General features: G+C 70.9%; 14 protein-coding genes. 8 read left to right on the forward strand and 6 right to left on the reverse strand.

What is annotated here, in order from left to right:
• The first annotated feature begins 115 nt into the window (after positions 1-115).
• Positions 116-1,003, forward strand: coding sequence for a LysR substrate-binding domain-containing protein (locus AB0N07_RS23150; protein ID WP_365837927.1), 888 nt, complete (start codon positions 116-118; stop codon positions 1,001-1,003).
• A gap of 127 nt (positions 1,004-1,130) precedes the next feature.
• Positions 1,131-1,979 carry a methyltransferase domain-containing protein gene (locus tag AB0N07_RS23155; RefSeq protein WP_365837929.1) on the forward strand — a complete coding sequence of 283 codons (849 nt, stop codon included), beginning with the start codon at positions 1,131-1,133 and terminating at the stop codon, positions 1,977-1,979.
• 258 nt (positions 1,980-2,237) lie between these two features.
• Here AB0N07_RS23155 and AB0N07_RS23160 read toward each other — a convergent pair whose 3' ends face one another.
• On the reverse strand, positions 2,238-2,630 hold the full coding sequence (locus tag AB0N07_RS23160; protein WP_365837931.1) for a DUF4440 domain-containing protein: 393 nt from the start codon (positions 2,628-2,630) through the stop codon (positions 2,238-2,240).
• Positions 2,631-2,794: 164 nt separating this feature from the next.
• On the opposite strand from AB0N07_RS23160, the gene AB0N07_RS23165 reads away from it, so the two are divergent.
• Positions 2,795-4,015: a PQQ-binding-like beta-propeller repeat protein gene (locus AB0N07_RS23165; protein ID WP_365837933.1), complete on the forward strand. Its 1,221-nt coding sequence runs from the start codon at positions 2,795-2,797 to the stop codon at positions 4,013-4,015.
• Between the two features lie 14 nt (positions 4,016-4,029).
• Here AB0N07_RS23165 and AB0N07_RS23170 read toward each other — a convergent pair whose 3' ends face one another.
• The 3 genes from AB0N07_RS23170 to AB0N07_RS23180 form a co-directional block, all read right to left on the reverse strand.
• Complete coding sequence (locus AB0N07_RS23170) at positions 4,030-6,165, reverse strand: EAL domain-containing protein (RefSeq protein ID WP_365837934.1); 2,136 nt, start codon at positions 6,163-6,165, stop codon at positions 4,030-4,032.
• Positions 6,162-6,974, reverse strand: a complete 813-nt coding sequence (locus AB0N07_RS23175; RefSeq protein WP_365837936.1) for an SAM-dependent methyltransferase — start codon at positions 6,972-6,974, stop codon at positions 6,162-6,164. Before AB0N07_RS23175 ends, AB0N07_RS23170 begins: the two co-directional genes overlap by 4 nt.
• Before the next feature lie 293 nt (positions 6,975-7,267).
• On the reverse strand, positions 7,268-8,230 hold the full coding sequence (locus tag AB0N07_RS23180; RefSeq protein WP_365837938.1) for an SCO0930 family lipoprotein: 963 nt from the start codon (positions 8,228-8,230) through the stop codon (positions 7,268-7,270).
• A gap of 862 nt (positions 8,231-9,092) precedes the next feature.
• On the opposite strand from AB0N07_RS23180, the gene AB0N07_RS23185 reads away from it, so the two are divergent.
• The 3 genes from AB0N07_RS23185 (at position 9,093) to AB0N07_RS23195 (ending at position 10,761) form a co-directional block, all read left to right on the forward strand.
• A complete protein-coding gene (locus AB0N07_RS23185) occupies positions 9,093-9,221 on the forward strand; it encodes a hypothetical protein (protein ID WP_365837940.1) in 129 nt (42 codons plus the stop codon).
• Positions 9,222-9,237: 16 nt separating this feature from the next.
• Positions 9,238-10,002: a hypothetical protein gene (locus AB0N07_RS23190; protein WP_365837942.1), complete on the forward strand. Its 765-nt coding sequence runs from the start codon at positions 9,238-9,240 to the stop codon at positions 10,000-10,002.
• 204 nt (positions 10,003-10,206) lie between these two features.
• Positions 10,207-10,761, forward strand: coding sequence for a hypothetical protein (locus AB0N07_RS23195; protein ID WP_365837944.1), 555 nt, complete (start codon positions 10,207-10,209; stop codon positions 10,759-10,761).
• A 132-nt stretch (positions 10,762-10,893) separates the two neighbouring features.
• On the opposite strand, the gene AB0N07_RS23200 is transcribed toward AB0N07_RS23195, so the two are convergent.
• Positions 10,894-11,388, reverse strand: a complete 495-nt coding sequence (locus AB0N07_RS23200; protein WP_365837946.1) for a hypothetical protein — start codon at positions 11,386-11,388, stop codon at positions 10,894-10,896.
• Positions 11,389-11,719: 331 nt separating this feature from the next.
• Here AB0N07_RS23200 and AB0N07_RS23205 point away from each other — a divergent pair, with 331 nt between their 5' ends.
• Positions 11,720-12,391: a class F sortase gene (locus tag AB0N07_RS23205; RefSeq protein ID WP_365837948.1), complete on the forward strand. Its 672-nt coding sequence runs from the start codon at positions 11,720-11,722 to the stop codon at positions 12,389-12,391.
• A 34-nt stretch (positions 12,392-12,425) separates the two neighbouring features.
• On the opposite strand, the gene AB0N07_RS23210 is transcribed toward AB0N07_RS23205, so the two are convergent.
• Positions 12,426-13,274, reverse strand: coding sequence for a polysaccharide deacetylase family protein (locus AB0N07_RS23210; RefSeq protein ID WP_365837950.1), 849 nt, complete (start codon positions 13,272-13,274; stop codon positions 12,426-12,428).
• Positions 13,275-13,419: 145 nt separating this feature from the next.
• On the opposite strand from AB0N07_RS23210, the gene AB0N07_RS23215 reads away from it, so the two are divergent.
• Complete coding sequence (locus AB0N07_RS23215; RefSeq protein ID WP_365837952.1) at positions 13,420-14,289, forward strand: hypothetical protein; 870 nt, start codon at positions 13,420-13,422, stop codon at positions 14,287-14,289.
• Positions 14,290-14,292: the final 3 nt, after the last annotated feature.

Genomic DNA, 14,292 nt, shown 5'->3' on the forward strand with positions numbered 1-14,292 from the left:
GCCGTCGGTCCGTCCGTGTTGCCAGAGCCATGATTCAAGACGCTAGAGCCGAAGGTCCCGATCGGTCCAAGACATGGTCCGGCTTGATTCCATAGGAAGCAGCTATCGTACGAGGATGCAGTTCCAGCAGCTCCAGTACTTCGTGGCGGTGGCCGAGACGCGGCACTTCACCCGGGCCGCGGACCTCGTCCATGTCGCACAGCCGTCCCTGTCCCAGCAGATCAAGGCGCTGGAGCGGGAGCTCGGGGCCGATCTGTTCCTGCGGGCGCGCGGCAACATCACGCTCACCGACGCGGGCGAGGCGCTGCTGCCGCTGGCCCGCCGCATCCTGGCCGACGCGGACACGGCCCGGCACGAGGTGCAGGAACTGGTACAGCTGCGCAGCGGCCGGGTCCGGCTGGGCGCGACCCCGAGCCTGTGCACGGGCCTGCTGCCCGACGTCCTGCGCGCCTTCCACGACCGCTACCCCGGCATCCGGCTGCTGATCGAAGAAGGCGGCTCCCACGATCTCGTACGGGAACTCGCCCGCGGCGCCCTGGACTTGGCCCTGGTCGTGCTGCCGCTGCCGACGCCGTCGCCGGCGCTGACGACGGTGGAGCTGCTGCGCGAGGACCTGGTGGTGGTGTCGTCGCCGGAGTCGCCCGCGCCCGCCGGCCCGGGCCGGCGCACGGTCCGCGTCGCCGACCTGGAGAGCGAACCCATGGTCATGTTCCGGCACGGCTACGACCTGCGCGAACTGACCGTGGCCGCCTGTCGCGCCGAGGGCTTCGAACCGGACTTCGCGGTGGAGGGCGGTGAGATGGACGCAGTGCTGGGCTTCGTGCGGGCGGGGCTCGGCGTGGCCGTCGTACCTCGCATGGTCGCCACACGGTCCGGGCGTGGGCTACGGGTCACCCCACTGGCCCGCCCCGGCCTGCACCGCACGATCGCCCTGGCCCACCGCAGCGATGTGGCTCCGCCGCGGGCGGCTCGGGAGTTGCAACGAATGCTGTTGGAGCGGTGAGCCGGCGTATCGCCGGACTGGCAAGGACACGGCCTCGGGCACAGCCGAGCCGAGGCGGGCCGTGCGCCCCCCGGGGCCGAGGGGTCACAATCCTCCTTGAGAGGACTGCAGAAGGGCTTGTCCTCCAATGAGCCGACCGCAGGTTGTTGCGGGGAGTGGACGAGTGGTGCAGACGGCGTTCGATGAGTCCGAGCGGCGGGCGTGGGCGGGGCAGGCCGATGCCTATGCTGCGAGTTTCGCCAAACTCTGCGCCTGTCCGGTGCCTGGGCTCCTCGACGCTGCCGGGGTCGGGGAGGGCGTACGGGTCCTCGACGTGGGGACGGGCACGGGCACTGCCGCCGCGGTTGCATGTGAGCGGGGAGCGAAGGTGACAGCGGTGGATGCCGAACCCGCCATGGTCGCCCGGGCCGCGCAGGCGGCTCCGGAAGCCGACGTGCGGCTTGCTGCGCTGCCCGCCTTGCCGTTCGCCGACGATGAGTTCGATGCCGTGGTCGGCAACTTCGTCCTCAACCACGTCGGACGGCCTCGGGAAGCCCTGAAGGAGTTGCGACGGGTGACGCGACCGGGCGGGCGGACAGCCGTCACCATCTGGGCAGTTCCCCCTGCACCCGGGCAGGCCCTGCTCGGCAGGGCTGTCCAAGCGGCAGGCGTCACGCGCCCGGCGCACCTGCCGGCTCTTGCTCCCGAAGACGATTTCCTCCGTACCGAAGAGGGCTTCGCCGCGTTGCTCGGTGAGGCAGGTCTGACGGGCGTGGTCTGCGAGACCCTGACGTGGGACCACCGGACGACGCTTGAGGAGTGGTGGAGCGGACCGGCTGCGGGCGTGGCGACCATCGGCCAGATCGTGACGAGTCAGAGCCCGGCGGTCGTTGCCGAGATCAAGAGCCACTTCGAGTCGTTGTGCGCGGAGTTTGCCGGTCCGGGCGGTGCACTGGCGTTGCCTCACGCGGCCCTGATGGCGCATGGCCAGGCTTGACGCCGACGCCAAGTGCCTTGTTGCGTACATAGGACAGCAGGGCCGGAGTTGTCACGGTTCGGCGTTCTGTCAGATGGTCCTGAGGGTCGACAGGGGGTAGGGGCCGTCGGTGGGGCGTCTGCCAGGTTCGGGTGGTGGGGTGGTCGGACGTGAAGCGGGGCCAGCCCGGATCGCCGGTGGCGGCGGAGGACGTCCAGGAAGTGCGGATCTGCTGGGACAGATCAGTGAAGTCGGGGGGTTGGTGGGGGCCGGCATCTGTCACTCTCCCCGCGGAGAATCTGGCGGCACCGGCGTGCCCTGGTGGTAGTACATGCGCCAGCCCGTCTCCTCGTCCCGTTTGCGCCACAGGGAACTGCGGCGGGCCCGTCGGCCGTCGAAGACGGTTTCGAAGGTGAGGTGGACCAGGCCCGGGGCGAGCAGGACCCCCTTGATGTCCGACGGCTCGTAGCGCGGGCCGTCGGCGGAACTGCCGGGCTTGTCGGGCAGCCCGGCGATCGTCTCCTCGTAGGTGTAGCGCCGGCCCGAGGCGCCGACCTCCACGAACTCGGGGTCGATCAGGCGGGCGCCGTCGGCGGAGGAGCGGACGGCGGGGTCCAACAGGCGCAGTTCGCCCGCGATCGCCTGGTTCACTGCGTCGGTTTCATCGTTCACCCACGCATCCTCGCGCCCGAACCCGGCGCGTCCGCAACCGGGTTCCGCGGCCGCCGGGCTACGGGTGGCTGTTGGAGCGGTGAGCTCACGCAAGCGTGAGGCCGACTGTCAGTGGGTCCGCCTAGCATGGGGGTTTCCGGGACGGGGGGCTGAAGATGCGATGGATGCGGCGGGGGGCCGTGGTGAGTGCGGTCCTGTGCGGGCTGGTGCTCTCGGGGTGCGCGAAGGGGGGAAGCACGTCGTCCGACGAGTCGTCGGGGGCGGCCATCACGGACGCGGTCCCGCGCACGCCGGTGTCGGTGTCGGGTCCGTGGCGCGCATGGGCGGCGTCCGTCTCCGCGCAGGAGGCCGCGGGAACCTGTGCCGCGACGGCCCATCAGGTCGTGTGCGGCACCGGCTCGGGCGGGATCGTGGGCCGGTCCCGGGCCACCGGCGCGGTCACCTGGACGGTCCCCTCCCCCGGCAGGGGCCGCAGCGACAACCTCCTCGTCGACGCGGCCGACGAACGGGCCGTGACCGGCGTGGACCGTGTGCTGCGCACGGCGAACCTGCGCACCGGCAAGGTGGCCTGGACCCACCGACTGGCCGCGGACCGCGCTTATTTCGGCATCCGCGCGGCGAGCGGGACCGTCTATGCCCTCGACGCGTCGTCCCGGACGCGCGGCGATGTCGTCCTGACCGCGTTCCGCGCGTCCGACGGCACGGCCCTGTGGCACCACGCCGTGGACGCCGACCCGACGGCGGGCATCGCGGCCTTCGGCGGCCGGGTCTACGTCACCGACGGCACCCGGGTCACGGCTCGCTCCGCCGCCTCCGGAGCCGCCCTGGCGACCAGCCCCCAGGGCACCGACTGTCCCGAACTCCTGTCCGGTGGGCGTTACTTGGTGTGCACGGGCAGCCCGTTGTCCGCCGGGGACGCCTTTCCCCCGGTGCGGCGCCTGGCGCCGGGCACACTCGAGCCGCTGCCGACCGCCCGGGACAGCGGCCGGCTCCCGGCCCGGGGACTGATCTCGGCCGACGGTGTCCTGATGCTGTTCGAGACCAGCGCGGAGGATCCGGGCGCCGGCGACTGGAACGCCTATGACCTCGTCCACGGACGCAAGTTGTGGAGCTACTCCACAAGCACGTGGGAGGGCGCCCTGGCCGGCGGACGGTTCGTGACCTTCACGCCCGAGTACGACCACGCCACACGGAGCCGCCTGATATCGATCGACCTGCACGCCGGTCCGCAGGGGACCGGAACCGCCGCGCCCCGCATGTCCGCGGCGTACTCGCAGACCAGAGGCGGCGAACACCCCGTGGTCTGCGCACCGGGCGGGGGTACGGGCCATGTCGTCGTCATGGCCCGTACCCATGGTTCCCTGCGCTCACTGCCGCTGCCGTAGGACCGGGGCGGGACTCAGCCCGTCGCGTCCACCAGCGCCAGCTCGTGCAGCCGGTCCGGTGGGCCCGGGCGGGCGTAGTACCAGCCCTGGGCCGTGTCGCAGCCCAGTATCCGGAGCTGCTCGGCCTGGGCGCCGGTTTCCACGCCCTCCACCGTGACCGCGAGGTCGAGGCTGTGGGCGAGCGAAACGATCCCCTCGACGATCTTGAGGTCCACGGGGTCGGCCGGGAACTGCTGCATGCTCTGGGTGAAGGAGCGGTCCAACTTGAGGATGCTGACCGGAAGGCGGCGCAGGTTCGCCAGATTCGAGTAGCCCGTGCCGAAGTCGTCGAGGGCGATGTCGACTCCCATCTCGGCGAGCCGGCGCAGCGGCTTGAGGAGATCGTCGTCGGCGCCGATCAGCGCCGACTCGGTGACCTCCAGGCAGAGCGCGTCCGGGTCGACGCCCGTGCGTTCCAGGATGTCGATGGTGTCCTGGACCAGGCCGGGATGGGTGAGCTGGCACGGCGAGAGGTTGACGTTGATGCGCAGGGGGCCCGCATCGTCGTAACGTTCTCGCCATTCGCGGGCCTGGCGGACGGACTGTTCCAGGACCCAGCGGCCGAGCGGCACGATCAGGCCCGTGTGCTCGGCGAGCGGGATGAAGCGGTCCGGGCCGAGGATGCCGTGCTGCGGGTGCAGCCAGCGCACCAGGGCCTCGGCGCCGCGCACACTGCCGTCGCCGAGGTGGACCAGCGGCTGGTACTCGATGAAGAACTCGCCCCGGTCCAGGGCCGCCGGCAGCGCGGTGGTCAGGCCGTGCCGGGTGATGGCGCGGGCGTCGGCCTCCTCGTCGGCGAGCTCGAAGCGGTTGCCGCCCGCCGACTTGGCCCGGTACATGGTGATGTCGGCGCTGCGCAGCACCTCCGCCGGGCTGCGCTCGCCCGCCGGGCCCTCGACGATGCCGATGGAGCCGCGCACGGTCAGGTCCCGGCCGTCGATGCTGATCGGGGCGATGAGGGCGTTCATGATGCGGGCGGCTAGCTCGTCGACCTCGCGCTCGGTGTCGGTGCCGGTGGTCAGCGCCACGAACTCGTCGCCGCCGAGCCGGGCGACCATCTCGCCGGGTGCGGTCGCGCACCCCTGCAGCCGGTCGGCGACCTCGACGAGCAGCCGGTCGCCGGCCGCGTGACCGAGGCTGTCGTTGATGGTCTTGAAGCCGTCCAGGTCGAGGTAGCACAGGCCGTAGCGCTGGCCCCGGCCGGCGCCCAGCGCCTTCTCCAGGCGTTCGAAGAAGAAGGTGCGGTTGGGCAGGCCGGTGAGCGCATCGTGCGTGGCCTCGTAGCGCAGCCGCAGGTTGAGCAGCCGCCGCTCGGTGGTGTCCTCCATGAGGGCGAGCTGGTACTGCGGGTTGCCGTCCGCGTCGCGCAGCAGGGAGACCGTCAGGTTGGTCCACAGGACCGTTCCGTCAGGGCGGTAGAAGGCCTTTTCGACGTGGTAGTGCTCGCGCTCGCCGCGGACGAGCTCGTCGTAGAGCTTCCAGGTCTGCGGCGCGTCCTCGGGGTGTGTCCACTCCTGGACCCTGCGGCCGTAGGCCATCGCGTCCGTGATGCCGAACATGCGCAGCAGCGCGCCGTTGACCTGGAGGATGTGGCCCTCCAGGTCGGCGATGCCGATTCCTATGGCCGCGCCCTCGAACACCGCGCGGAAGCGGGCCTCGGTGTCGTGCAGGGCCTGCGCGACGACGCCCTGCGCCTCGAGGGCGGCCGCTGAGATCGCCTCCTGCTCGGCCAGTGTCCGCTCACGCAGCGCCTCGGCGAACCCGGCGGCCATGGCGTGCTGCAACCGCGAGGAACGCGCCCGCAGTTCCTCCTGGTCGCCGTCCTCGCCGCAGTAGAGCACCAGGTAGGCGTCCACACAGTCCAGGGTGCGGCTCAGCGCGTCCGGGTCGGTGCAGTGCGCGGCGACCAGGGCGGCACCGACCGCCCGGCCCGCTTCCGCGTCGAGGGTGCGGGTGTGCAGCGCCCGGCTCAACCGACGGGCCAGCGGCAGGAGTTGCTCCTCGAACTCCGCCCTGGTCAGCGATGTCGAGGTCACCGGGAACACCGCCCGGCTCCAGATCGTCGCGAACCTGCGCAGTCTGTCCGGCTGCCCGTCCGGCTCCGCGGTCACGCCGTACGCCCCACGCCGGCGAACCCGGAGAAGGCATACGGATCCTCGTCCTCCGGCGCCTCCTGCGGCCGCCACAGCGGCGGCGCCACCAGTCCCGGTTCCACCATGTCGTACCCCTCGAAGAACCGCGCGATCTCGTCGCGCGAGCGCATGATCAGCGGATTGCGAATGTCCTTGTACACGCCCACCGCGCCCTCGGCCCGCTCCGCCGGCAGCGGGATGCCCTCGTACGAGGCGTGCGTGAGGACGAGTAGGCTGCCCGGCGCGAGCGCTTCGCGCAACTGAGCCACCGCCTCGTAAGGGTCGTCCGCGTCTTCCACGAAGTGCAGTATGGCAACGAGAAGCAGCGCCACTGGCCGGTTCAGGTCGATCAGGCGCTCCACTTCGGGGCTTGCGAGGATCTCCTGGGGCTTGCGGAGGTCGGCGGCGACGACTCCCGTGCCGTCGTTGCCCGCGAGGACCGCCTGGCTGTGCGCGACGGCCACCGGGTCGTGGTCGACGTAGACCACGTGCGCGCCGGGGTCGGCCGACTGTGCCACCTCGTGGACGTTGCCGAAGGTGGGGATGCCGGAGCCGATGTCCAGGAACTGGTCGATGCCCTCGCCGACCGCGAAGCGCACCGCGCGCCGCATGAACGCCCGGTTCGCCTGCATGATCTTCGGGAGTCCCGGCATGAACTGCATCGCCTTGCGGGCCGCCTCCCGGTCGACCTCGAAGTTGTGCGAACCGCCCAGGTAGTAGTCGTAGATCCGCGAGACACTGGGCACCGAGATGTCGATGCTCCGGGGGGCCCAGGCGGGACGCTCCATCTATCTCTCCAAGGCGTAGGCGATCCGGTGTTCGAGCTGAGGCTACTGATCGCTTGCCAACGGGGCGAGCCCAAACGGAAATTGACCGTCCGTTCCCGGTCACTGCCTGCGGCACTTGCCGCATTCGCCCGAAGCTGCGCCTTTCGGGGGCCGTGACATCAGCGGCTCCGTCGCGGGGCCGCCCGGACCCCGGCGGCAAAACGCCAAAGGGTCCGCCCCCTCCGTGCGGTGCGGAGGGGGCGGACGGGGGCCGAACGCGCTGTCCGGTGCAATCAACCCTGGGGAGGTGATGGCTACTTCTTCGGCGCGCCGACCGGCTTTCCGTCGGGCGCCATGGCGTACCAGGTGCCGCCCACGCCCTGACCGTTGATGTCCCCGGGCTTGGTGTCGCCGGAGAACGTGTACGCGGGCCAGCAGTCGACGGTCATCTGCTTGACGCCGTCGGGCCGGGTGAAGCCCATCAGGCCCTTCTTCTCGATGCCCTTGGTGTCGTCCTTCGAGACGATCCCGACCGCCGGCCACTTCTCCAGGCAGGAACCGGTGCAGTTGGAGATCGGCTTCGGCCAGGCCACGTCCTTCAGGAAGCGGTAGACCGTCATGCCGTTCTTGTCGACGACGATGTCACCGAGCTTGGGGTCCTTGCGCACGGACAGGCCGGGCAGGCTCGCCAGGGTGGCCTTCTTGCCGTCGGGGGCCAGCGCGAACCACTTGCCGCCGACACCCTGACCGGCGATGTCCCCGGCCTTGGTGTCCTTCGCATAGCGGTACGCCGGCCAGCCGCCGATGGTCAGCTGCTTGGTGCCGTCGGCCCGGGTGACCTCGCCGAGCAGAGCCTTGTCGATGCCGGCGCCGGCCGCGGCGTCGTTCGCGGCGACCGGCGGCCAGGCCTTGGCGCAGTCGCCGGCGCAGTTGGACTTGGGCGGCTCGGCGGTGTCCTCGTCGAAGCGGTACAGGGTCATGCCGTTGCCGTCCGTCAGCACCTTGCCGAGCTCGGCGTTCTGGCTGACGGCAAGCTTGCCCGCGGCCGAGGACTGGGCCGCGGAGTTCTGGCCGTCGGCACCGTAGCCATTGCTGGGGCTGGCACTCGCACCGGCACCGGCCGCGCCGACGCTGCCGTAACCGCCCGCCGGGGCGGTGGCGCCCACGTTCTGGCTGCCCACCGACGACGTGCCGCTTTCCTGACCGCACGCCGTCGTCAGCGCCAGTACGGCCGCGGCGCTTGCCACGAGTGAGGCGCTCCGCCAGGAGGTCTTCATCGTCAACTCCCCATTATCGCAAAGGTGTTGCAGCGCCCTGCTGCGTCGCCGCACGAGCATGGGTACGAACGGGACCCGCGGTTGTGTTCAACCGCCTCACAAATTTCTTTTTTGAACCTGTGACACCGGGGCGGCGGTTCGCACGTACGTGCACCCTTTTGCGCGCCGGGGTGCATGGCGATCAAACCGCCGTGCGGGGCTCGTCCCCCGTTCGAGCCAATCAGGGCGCGATACGGCGCGCCCCGGCGCGCAAGGGCTCATGATCTTCGGCGTGTATGGACCCGAATCGACTCAAACCGCCTTCGCCGTACGGGCGTTGGTACGTGCCGCTCCGTGGGAGAGGGGGCGATCGGTCGCCCTTTGTCTGCGGCGCCGTCTTGGCTGGTCGCGCCCCGCGGCGGAGCCGAAAATCGGTACAGCCCCGCGCCCCTATGGGGCGCGGGTGGCCTGCGTGGTGTCTCTGAGCTGGTTTCTGGTGGGGGCGCCGGCCGGCATTGCCACGGCCGATGCCTGTGCGTATGCCTCGGTGGGGCCGGACGGCATTCAGGCCGTGGCGGTTGCCGGGGACCTCGCCTGGCCGACTCCGCCCGTCTGCCCTGTACCCACGCCGACGCCTCCTCCGCCACCTCCGCCTCCGCCGCCTCCGGCGCCCAGGCCCGCGCCGCCCGCACCGAAGCCGCCGCCTCCTCCACCCGCCCCTGCACCCAAGCCGCCGCCGAAGCCGGCACCGCCGTTGCCTTCGCCGCCTGCTCCGAAGCCCGCGGCACCGCTGCCGCGTATCACTCCCCCGGCCGCGCCACCCCCTGCCCCCGGCCCCCCGAGGCCGTCGGCCAGGCCCTCCCCCCGTCCGGTCCTGGCACCGGTGACCTATCCGCGCTACCGGGCACCGGCGCCCAAACGGTCGCCGCGCGGCGGCCCCTCACCCGTCACCTCTGTCCTGCTCATCACGGTTCCCGCCGTGATCGCCGTCGCCGCGCTGCGGCCGCGCTGATTCCTGGAGGAATCTCTTGTCGGAATGGCTTGTTCTCACCCTCGCGATGCTGGCCGCCTGCGCCGTGGTGATCATCATCACTTTCGTACGGCACCGGGCCGCGCCCGCGGACGAGGACCCCAGCGAGACCCCGGACGTCATCGAGTACATGACGATGTGGATCGGGGTGGTGTACGCCATCGTCCTGGGCCTGGCCATCGCCGGGGTGTGGGAGGGGCGCAGCGCCGCCCAGGACCATGTGCAGTCGGAGGCGGTCGCGCTGCACGAGATCTCCGAGCGGGTACGGGTCTATCCGACCGAGATCCGTGACCGCATTCGGGACGATGTCAACGCCTATGTCGGACACGTCGTGAACACCGAGTGGAAGGTGATGGACAAGGACGGGCATGTCACCCCGCGCGGCGACGAGCTCTTCGGGCGCATCCGCCGGGACGTCACCGACTACCAGCCGAAGTCCGACTTCGAGGCCCAGGCCTACCAGCCGCTGCTCGACCAGGTCACCGCGGCGGACCAGGCCCGCAGTGCCCGGGCCGACTCCATGGGGGCGACCATGCCGGGCGTGGTGTGGTTCGGGCTGGTCGCCGGGGCGGTGATCACCATCGGCATGGTCTTCGCGCTTCAGATCCGGCGCACCACGCGCGAACTGGTCCTGGCGGGACTGTTCTCCGCGCTGATCGCGTTCCTGCTCTTCCTCATCTGGGACTTCGACGCGCCCTACACCCGGGGCATCACGGCGTCCGCGGCGCCCTTCCTCAACCTCTTCCCGCATATCAGGGGCTGACCGGCAGGCCGTCACACGACGGGCCACCCGGGGAGAGCGCGCCACGCCGCCGCTGCCCCCCGGGTGGCCCATGTGTTTGCCCCATTCGCCCTACAGCGATCGCGCGATCGGACACCCATTCCTAGCGTTTCGGTTATCGAGGTGCATTCAAGCCCCACAGCGGAACGGATCCGCAACTGCTCCTCGGGGACCGGAGGAACCACCATGCGCGCGATACGCATTGCTTCGGCCGCTCTGCTGGGCATCAGCTCCCTCGCCCTCTCCGCACCCGCCGCCGTCGCACGGGACGACGGGCACCACATCACACCGTTCGGGTTCAGCGTGCTGCCGTCCACCGCCGCGCCGGGCAGCGAGGTCAGGCTGCATGTGAACCGGGACGGCGAGTGCAAGGGGCCTGCGAGGGTCACGTCGGTGGTGTTCGACACGGTTGTCATTCCGGTGGGACGGTCCTGGGCGACGGCGGTGGTGGACCGGGACGCGAAGCCGGGTGCGGTGTATCAGGTGACGTTCTCCTGCGACGGTGCGAGCGGATCCACGGAACTGACCATCGTGGGCGGCCGCCCGCACCACCCGAGCCCGGTGCCGGTCGACCCCGTACCGGTTCCGGCCCACCCCCACCGGGGTGTGCACGCCGGTGTGGGCGGCAGCATCGCCGGGTTCGACCTCAGGGAGATCGGCACGGGTCTCGCCCTCATCACGGGCTCGGTCGGCGCGGCGTACCACCTCTCGCGCCGCCGCACCGGCGAGGAAGGTGCCTGACAAAGGGCCATCGCCCCGGCTCCTGTGGGGGAATCGGGGCGAGGGCCCTTCAACGTGCGGCCTTCTTCACGGACTTGACGTGCGATCCGCTTTCCGGAGTCGATGTGCGGTCTGCTCTCCGAAGGGGAAGGGTCAGATCCGCTTCTCGGACCTGCGGCGCAGCCAGAACGCTCCGCCGGCGAGGACGGCCGCGGCCACGAGCCCGCCGCCGATGGCCACGTCGGTCGGCGTCGCCCCGGTGGAGCTGCCGCCGCCGAACCCGCCCTGGACACCGCCGATGACGGTGAAGGCGGCGGGATTGGTCAGGGACTTGCCGCCGCAGGTGACGGTGATGGGGTGCGTACCGTTTCTCGCGTCCCGGTTCACCGTCGCGGTGCCCCGCGCCGTGTTGCTGCCTGCGACCGTCATCAGTTGCGTGCTCGGAAACGCGTCCGAGGTCGCAGTGGCTCCGCCCGGGCAGCCGTCGACCGTGATGGTCAACTGCCCGCCACGGGCGATGACACTGGGCAGTGCGACGATGTTGCTCGGGTTGAAGTTCATGCCGTCCCGCGCGACGGCCGCCGGCGCGGCGAGGCCGAGAACGGCAACCGCGGCAGCCGAGACCGCCAGGGCACGATGACTACTCATGTGATCCTCCGCGGAAGGCGCCCCGGGTCCCGTCCCCGGCGAAGTCGGCGAGAAAGCGCCTCCCAGAAAGACAGTCAGATGCTGTGCACGCGCCCGCATTTCGGGGATGGTCCGTCCTGGTGAGAGGACACGCCGAGCCATAAGCAGATAATCAGATAAATCCGCAGGTCACGGACCGTCAGAAATTTCCTGCCCGCGGCAACTCGGATGGCGCACCGGCCTCGGGCGTGCCACCCGTTCGCATCCGCCCCGTCGCCGGTTTCGCACAGGCCATTTAGCTTTGCGTCATGCGCGATTGACGCGGCGACTGCCTCGTCGAGAGGGGAAACGAATGTCTGCGTCCGAACTGGCCGAACTGGCCGAAGAGGAGGAGCGACGGAAGAAGCGCGCCCCCTGGGGTGTCATAGCGCTTGTGCTGCTGACCGGCATCGCCCTCATTCGGAACGGTTCCGGGGAGTTCGACGTGGGTCCGCCGCAGCCCGCCACTGCGGCGGCGGCGGACACCCACGCCCCAGCCGTCGTCGCCGCGGGCGCCGTGCAGCCGCTGCCGGCCTCCCCGCCCGACCGGGTCAGGATCCCCACGATCCGGGTCGACGCACCGGTGTTGCCGGTCGGCCTGGCCGCGGACGGCTGGGTCGGCGCACCGCCCCCCGAGGACCCGAACCTGGCCGGCTGGTTCACCGGTGCCGTCACCCCCGGCGAGAAGGGCACCGCCGTGGTGGTCGGCCACGTCGACAACAAACAGGGCCCCGCGGTGTTCTACAACCTCGGGGCGCTGAAGAAGGGAAATCGCGTCGAGATCGCCCGCAAGGACGGAAAGACGGCCGTGTTCGAGATCTACGGCATCGAGGTCTTCGAGAAGAACAACTTCCCGGGCGACCGCGTCTACGCCTCCAAGGGCGCCGCAGAACTGCGGGTCATCACCTGTGGCGGCGGTTTCTCCAAGAAGCACGGTTACGACGGGAACGTCGTCGTCTTCGCCCGCCTGGTCGAGGTCCGCTGAGCGTGCCCCGGCCCGGCGGGCGGGCGGAATCCGGCTATGCGTACCGCCGTCTCGGGACGGTGATGTGGTAGCCGGATTCCAACAGGTGCGGCAGATAGCGGCGCAGGGCCCGGACGCTCTGGGAGCGATTGCCCCCGGCGTCGTGTGAGAGCACCACGACGCCGGAGGCTGCGCCGTCCTCGACCCGGTCGACGATGGTGCGGGTGCCGGGGGTGGTCCAGTCGAGGGTGTCGACCGTCCAGGCCAGGGGTTCCATGCCCAGTTGGGCGCCGAGTTGGAAGGTCGCACGGTTCCAGGCGCCGTAGGGTGCGCGGAACCACAGGGGCCGCTCGCCGTAGGCGTCCTCGATGACGTCACTGGTGCGTTCCATCTCGGAGCGGATCTCGGACCGCTTCAGACTGGTCAGCAGGGGATGGGTCCAGGTGTGGTTACCGACGATGTGGCCGTCGTCGGCCATGCGGGCCAGCAGGTCCTGGTTGTCGACAGCCATCTCCCCGCACACGAAGAACATGGCGCGGACGTCGTACTTGGCGAGGGTGTCCAGGATGTGCGGGGTGTAGCGGGGGTCGGGCCCGTCGTCGAAGGTCAGCACCATGGTGCGGCCGCGTCCGTGCACGCGCAGGAACGGCTGGTGCCGTACCCGCGTACTGCGGGGTGCCGCGCGCACCTGCTCGTATCCGGTCAGCGGCTGGAGGCGGTAGTCGGACGGCTCGAGCGCATGGCTCCCTTGGGGGGTGGGATCGGGGCCGGGCGCGGGAGCGACGGGCCGAGCCGTCTCGTCGCCCCCGCCCGACGCGAGCACCCCGGCGGCACCGGCCGCGCCCAGAGCGGCGGCACCCGCGATCAACGCCCGGCGCCTCGTGAGCAACTGATCCTTCTTCATGACTCATCAGTCGCCCGAACCAGGACCGACGGCCCCTCACGACACCGCAGCGGCGGCAGGAAAACACACGCCCGGCCCAAGCTGCCGGGCGTGTCTTCGGCGGGCGGGGTAGGCGACGGCCCGCGCGGCGAATTCGCTTTCCTCCGTGCGCACGTTGCGGCTACCGTCGGATCCGTGCAGTGATCTCCCGCGCGGCGTCCCGGATGCCGCAGAAGCGAACCGGTCCGTCCTCGAATCCGCGGCCGTCGGCTGTCGGCCGTCCCCGTTTCCGCTCGGAGAGATCATCGACACGCCTGCGCTTCCTCCTGCCTCCGGCGACACCCCCGAGGCCACCTTGGCGGCCTTCGTCGCCCGGGCCACCGCCGACCCCGCAGTCCTCGGTCTGGTCCTCAGCGGCTCCCAGGTGCACGACGGGATGCCGACCGTCCACTCCGACCACGACCTGCACGTCGTGCTGCGCGACCGCGACGCCTCGCCGCTCAGCGAGCTCGACCGGTTCCGCTCGGTCCATGTGGACCTGGTGGTCATCACGCTCGCCGAGTTCCGCCGGCGCGGACTGCCCGGCGACCCGGCCGCCTTCAGCCGGTACTCGTACGTCCACGCCCGGGTGCTCCTCGACCGGCTGGGCGGCGGGATCGCCGCCGTCCTCGACCGCAAGCGGACCCTGCACCCCGACGAGGCGCGCACCGCCACGGCCGGCTACCTGGATGCCTACGTCAACCAGACCTACCGCTCCCTGAAGAGCTACCGCGACGGCCACGACGCGATGGGGCACCTGGATGCCGCCGAGAGCGTGCCCTACGCGCTGGAGATCCTCTTCGCCCTGCACCGGCGGGTACGGCCGTACAACAAGTACCTGCGGTGGGAGCTCCAGCGGCGGCCCCTCGGCGACGACCGGTGGAGCGCCGGGCGGCTGCTGCCGGTACTGCGCCCATCCTGGCCGACGGCGATCCGCACACCCAGCGCGCCCTGTTCGGCGACCTCGCGGGGCCGCGCGGGCCGCCGGGCACGGTGAGGT

The sequence above is a fragment of the Streptomyces sp. NPDC051172 genome (assembly GCF_040682555.1).
Taxonomy (GTDB): Bacteria; Actinomycetota; Actinomycetes; order Streptomycetales; family Streptomycetaceae; genus Streptomyces.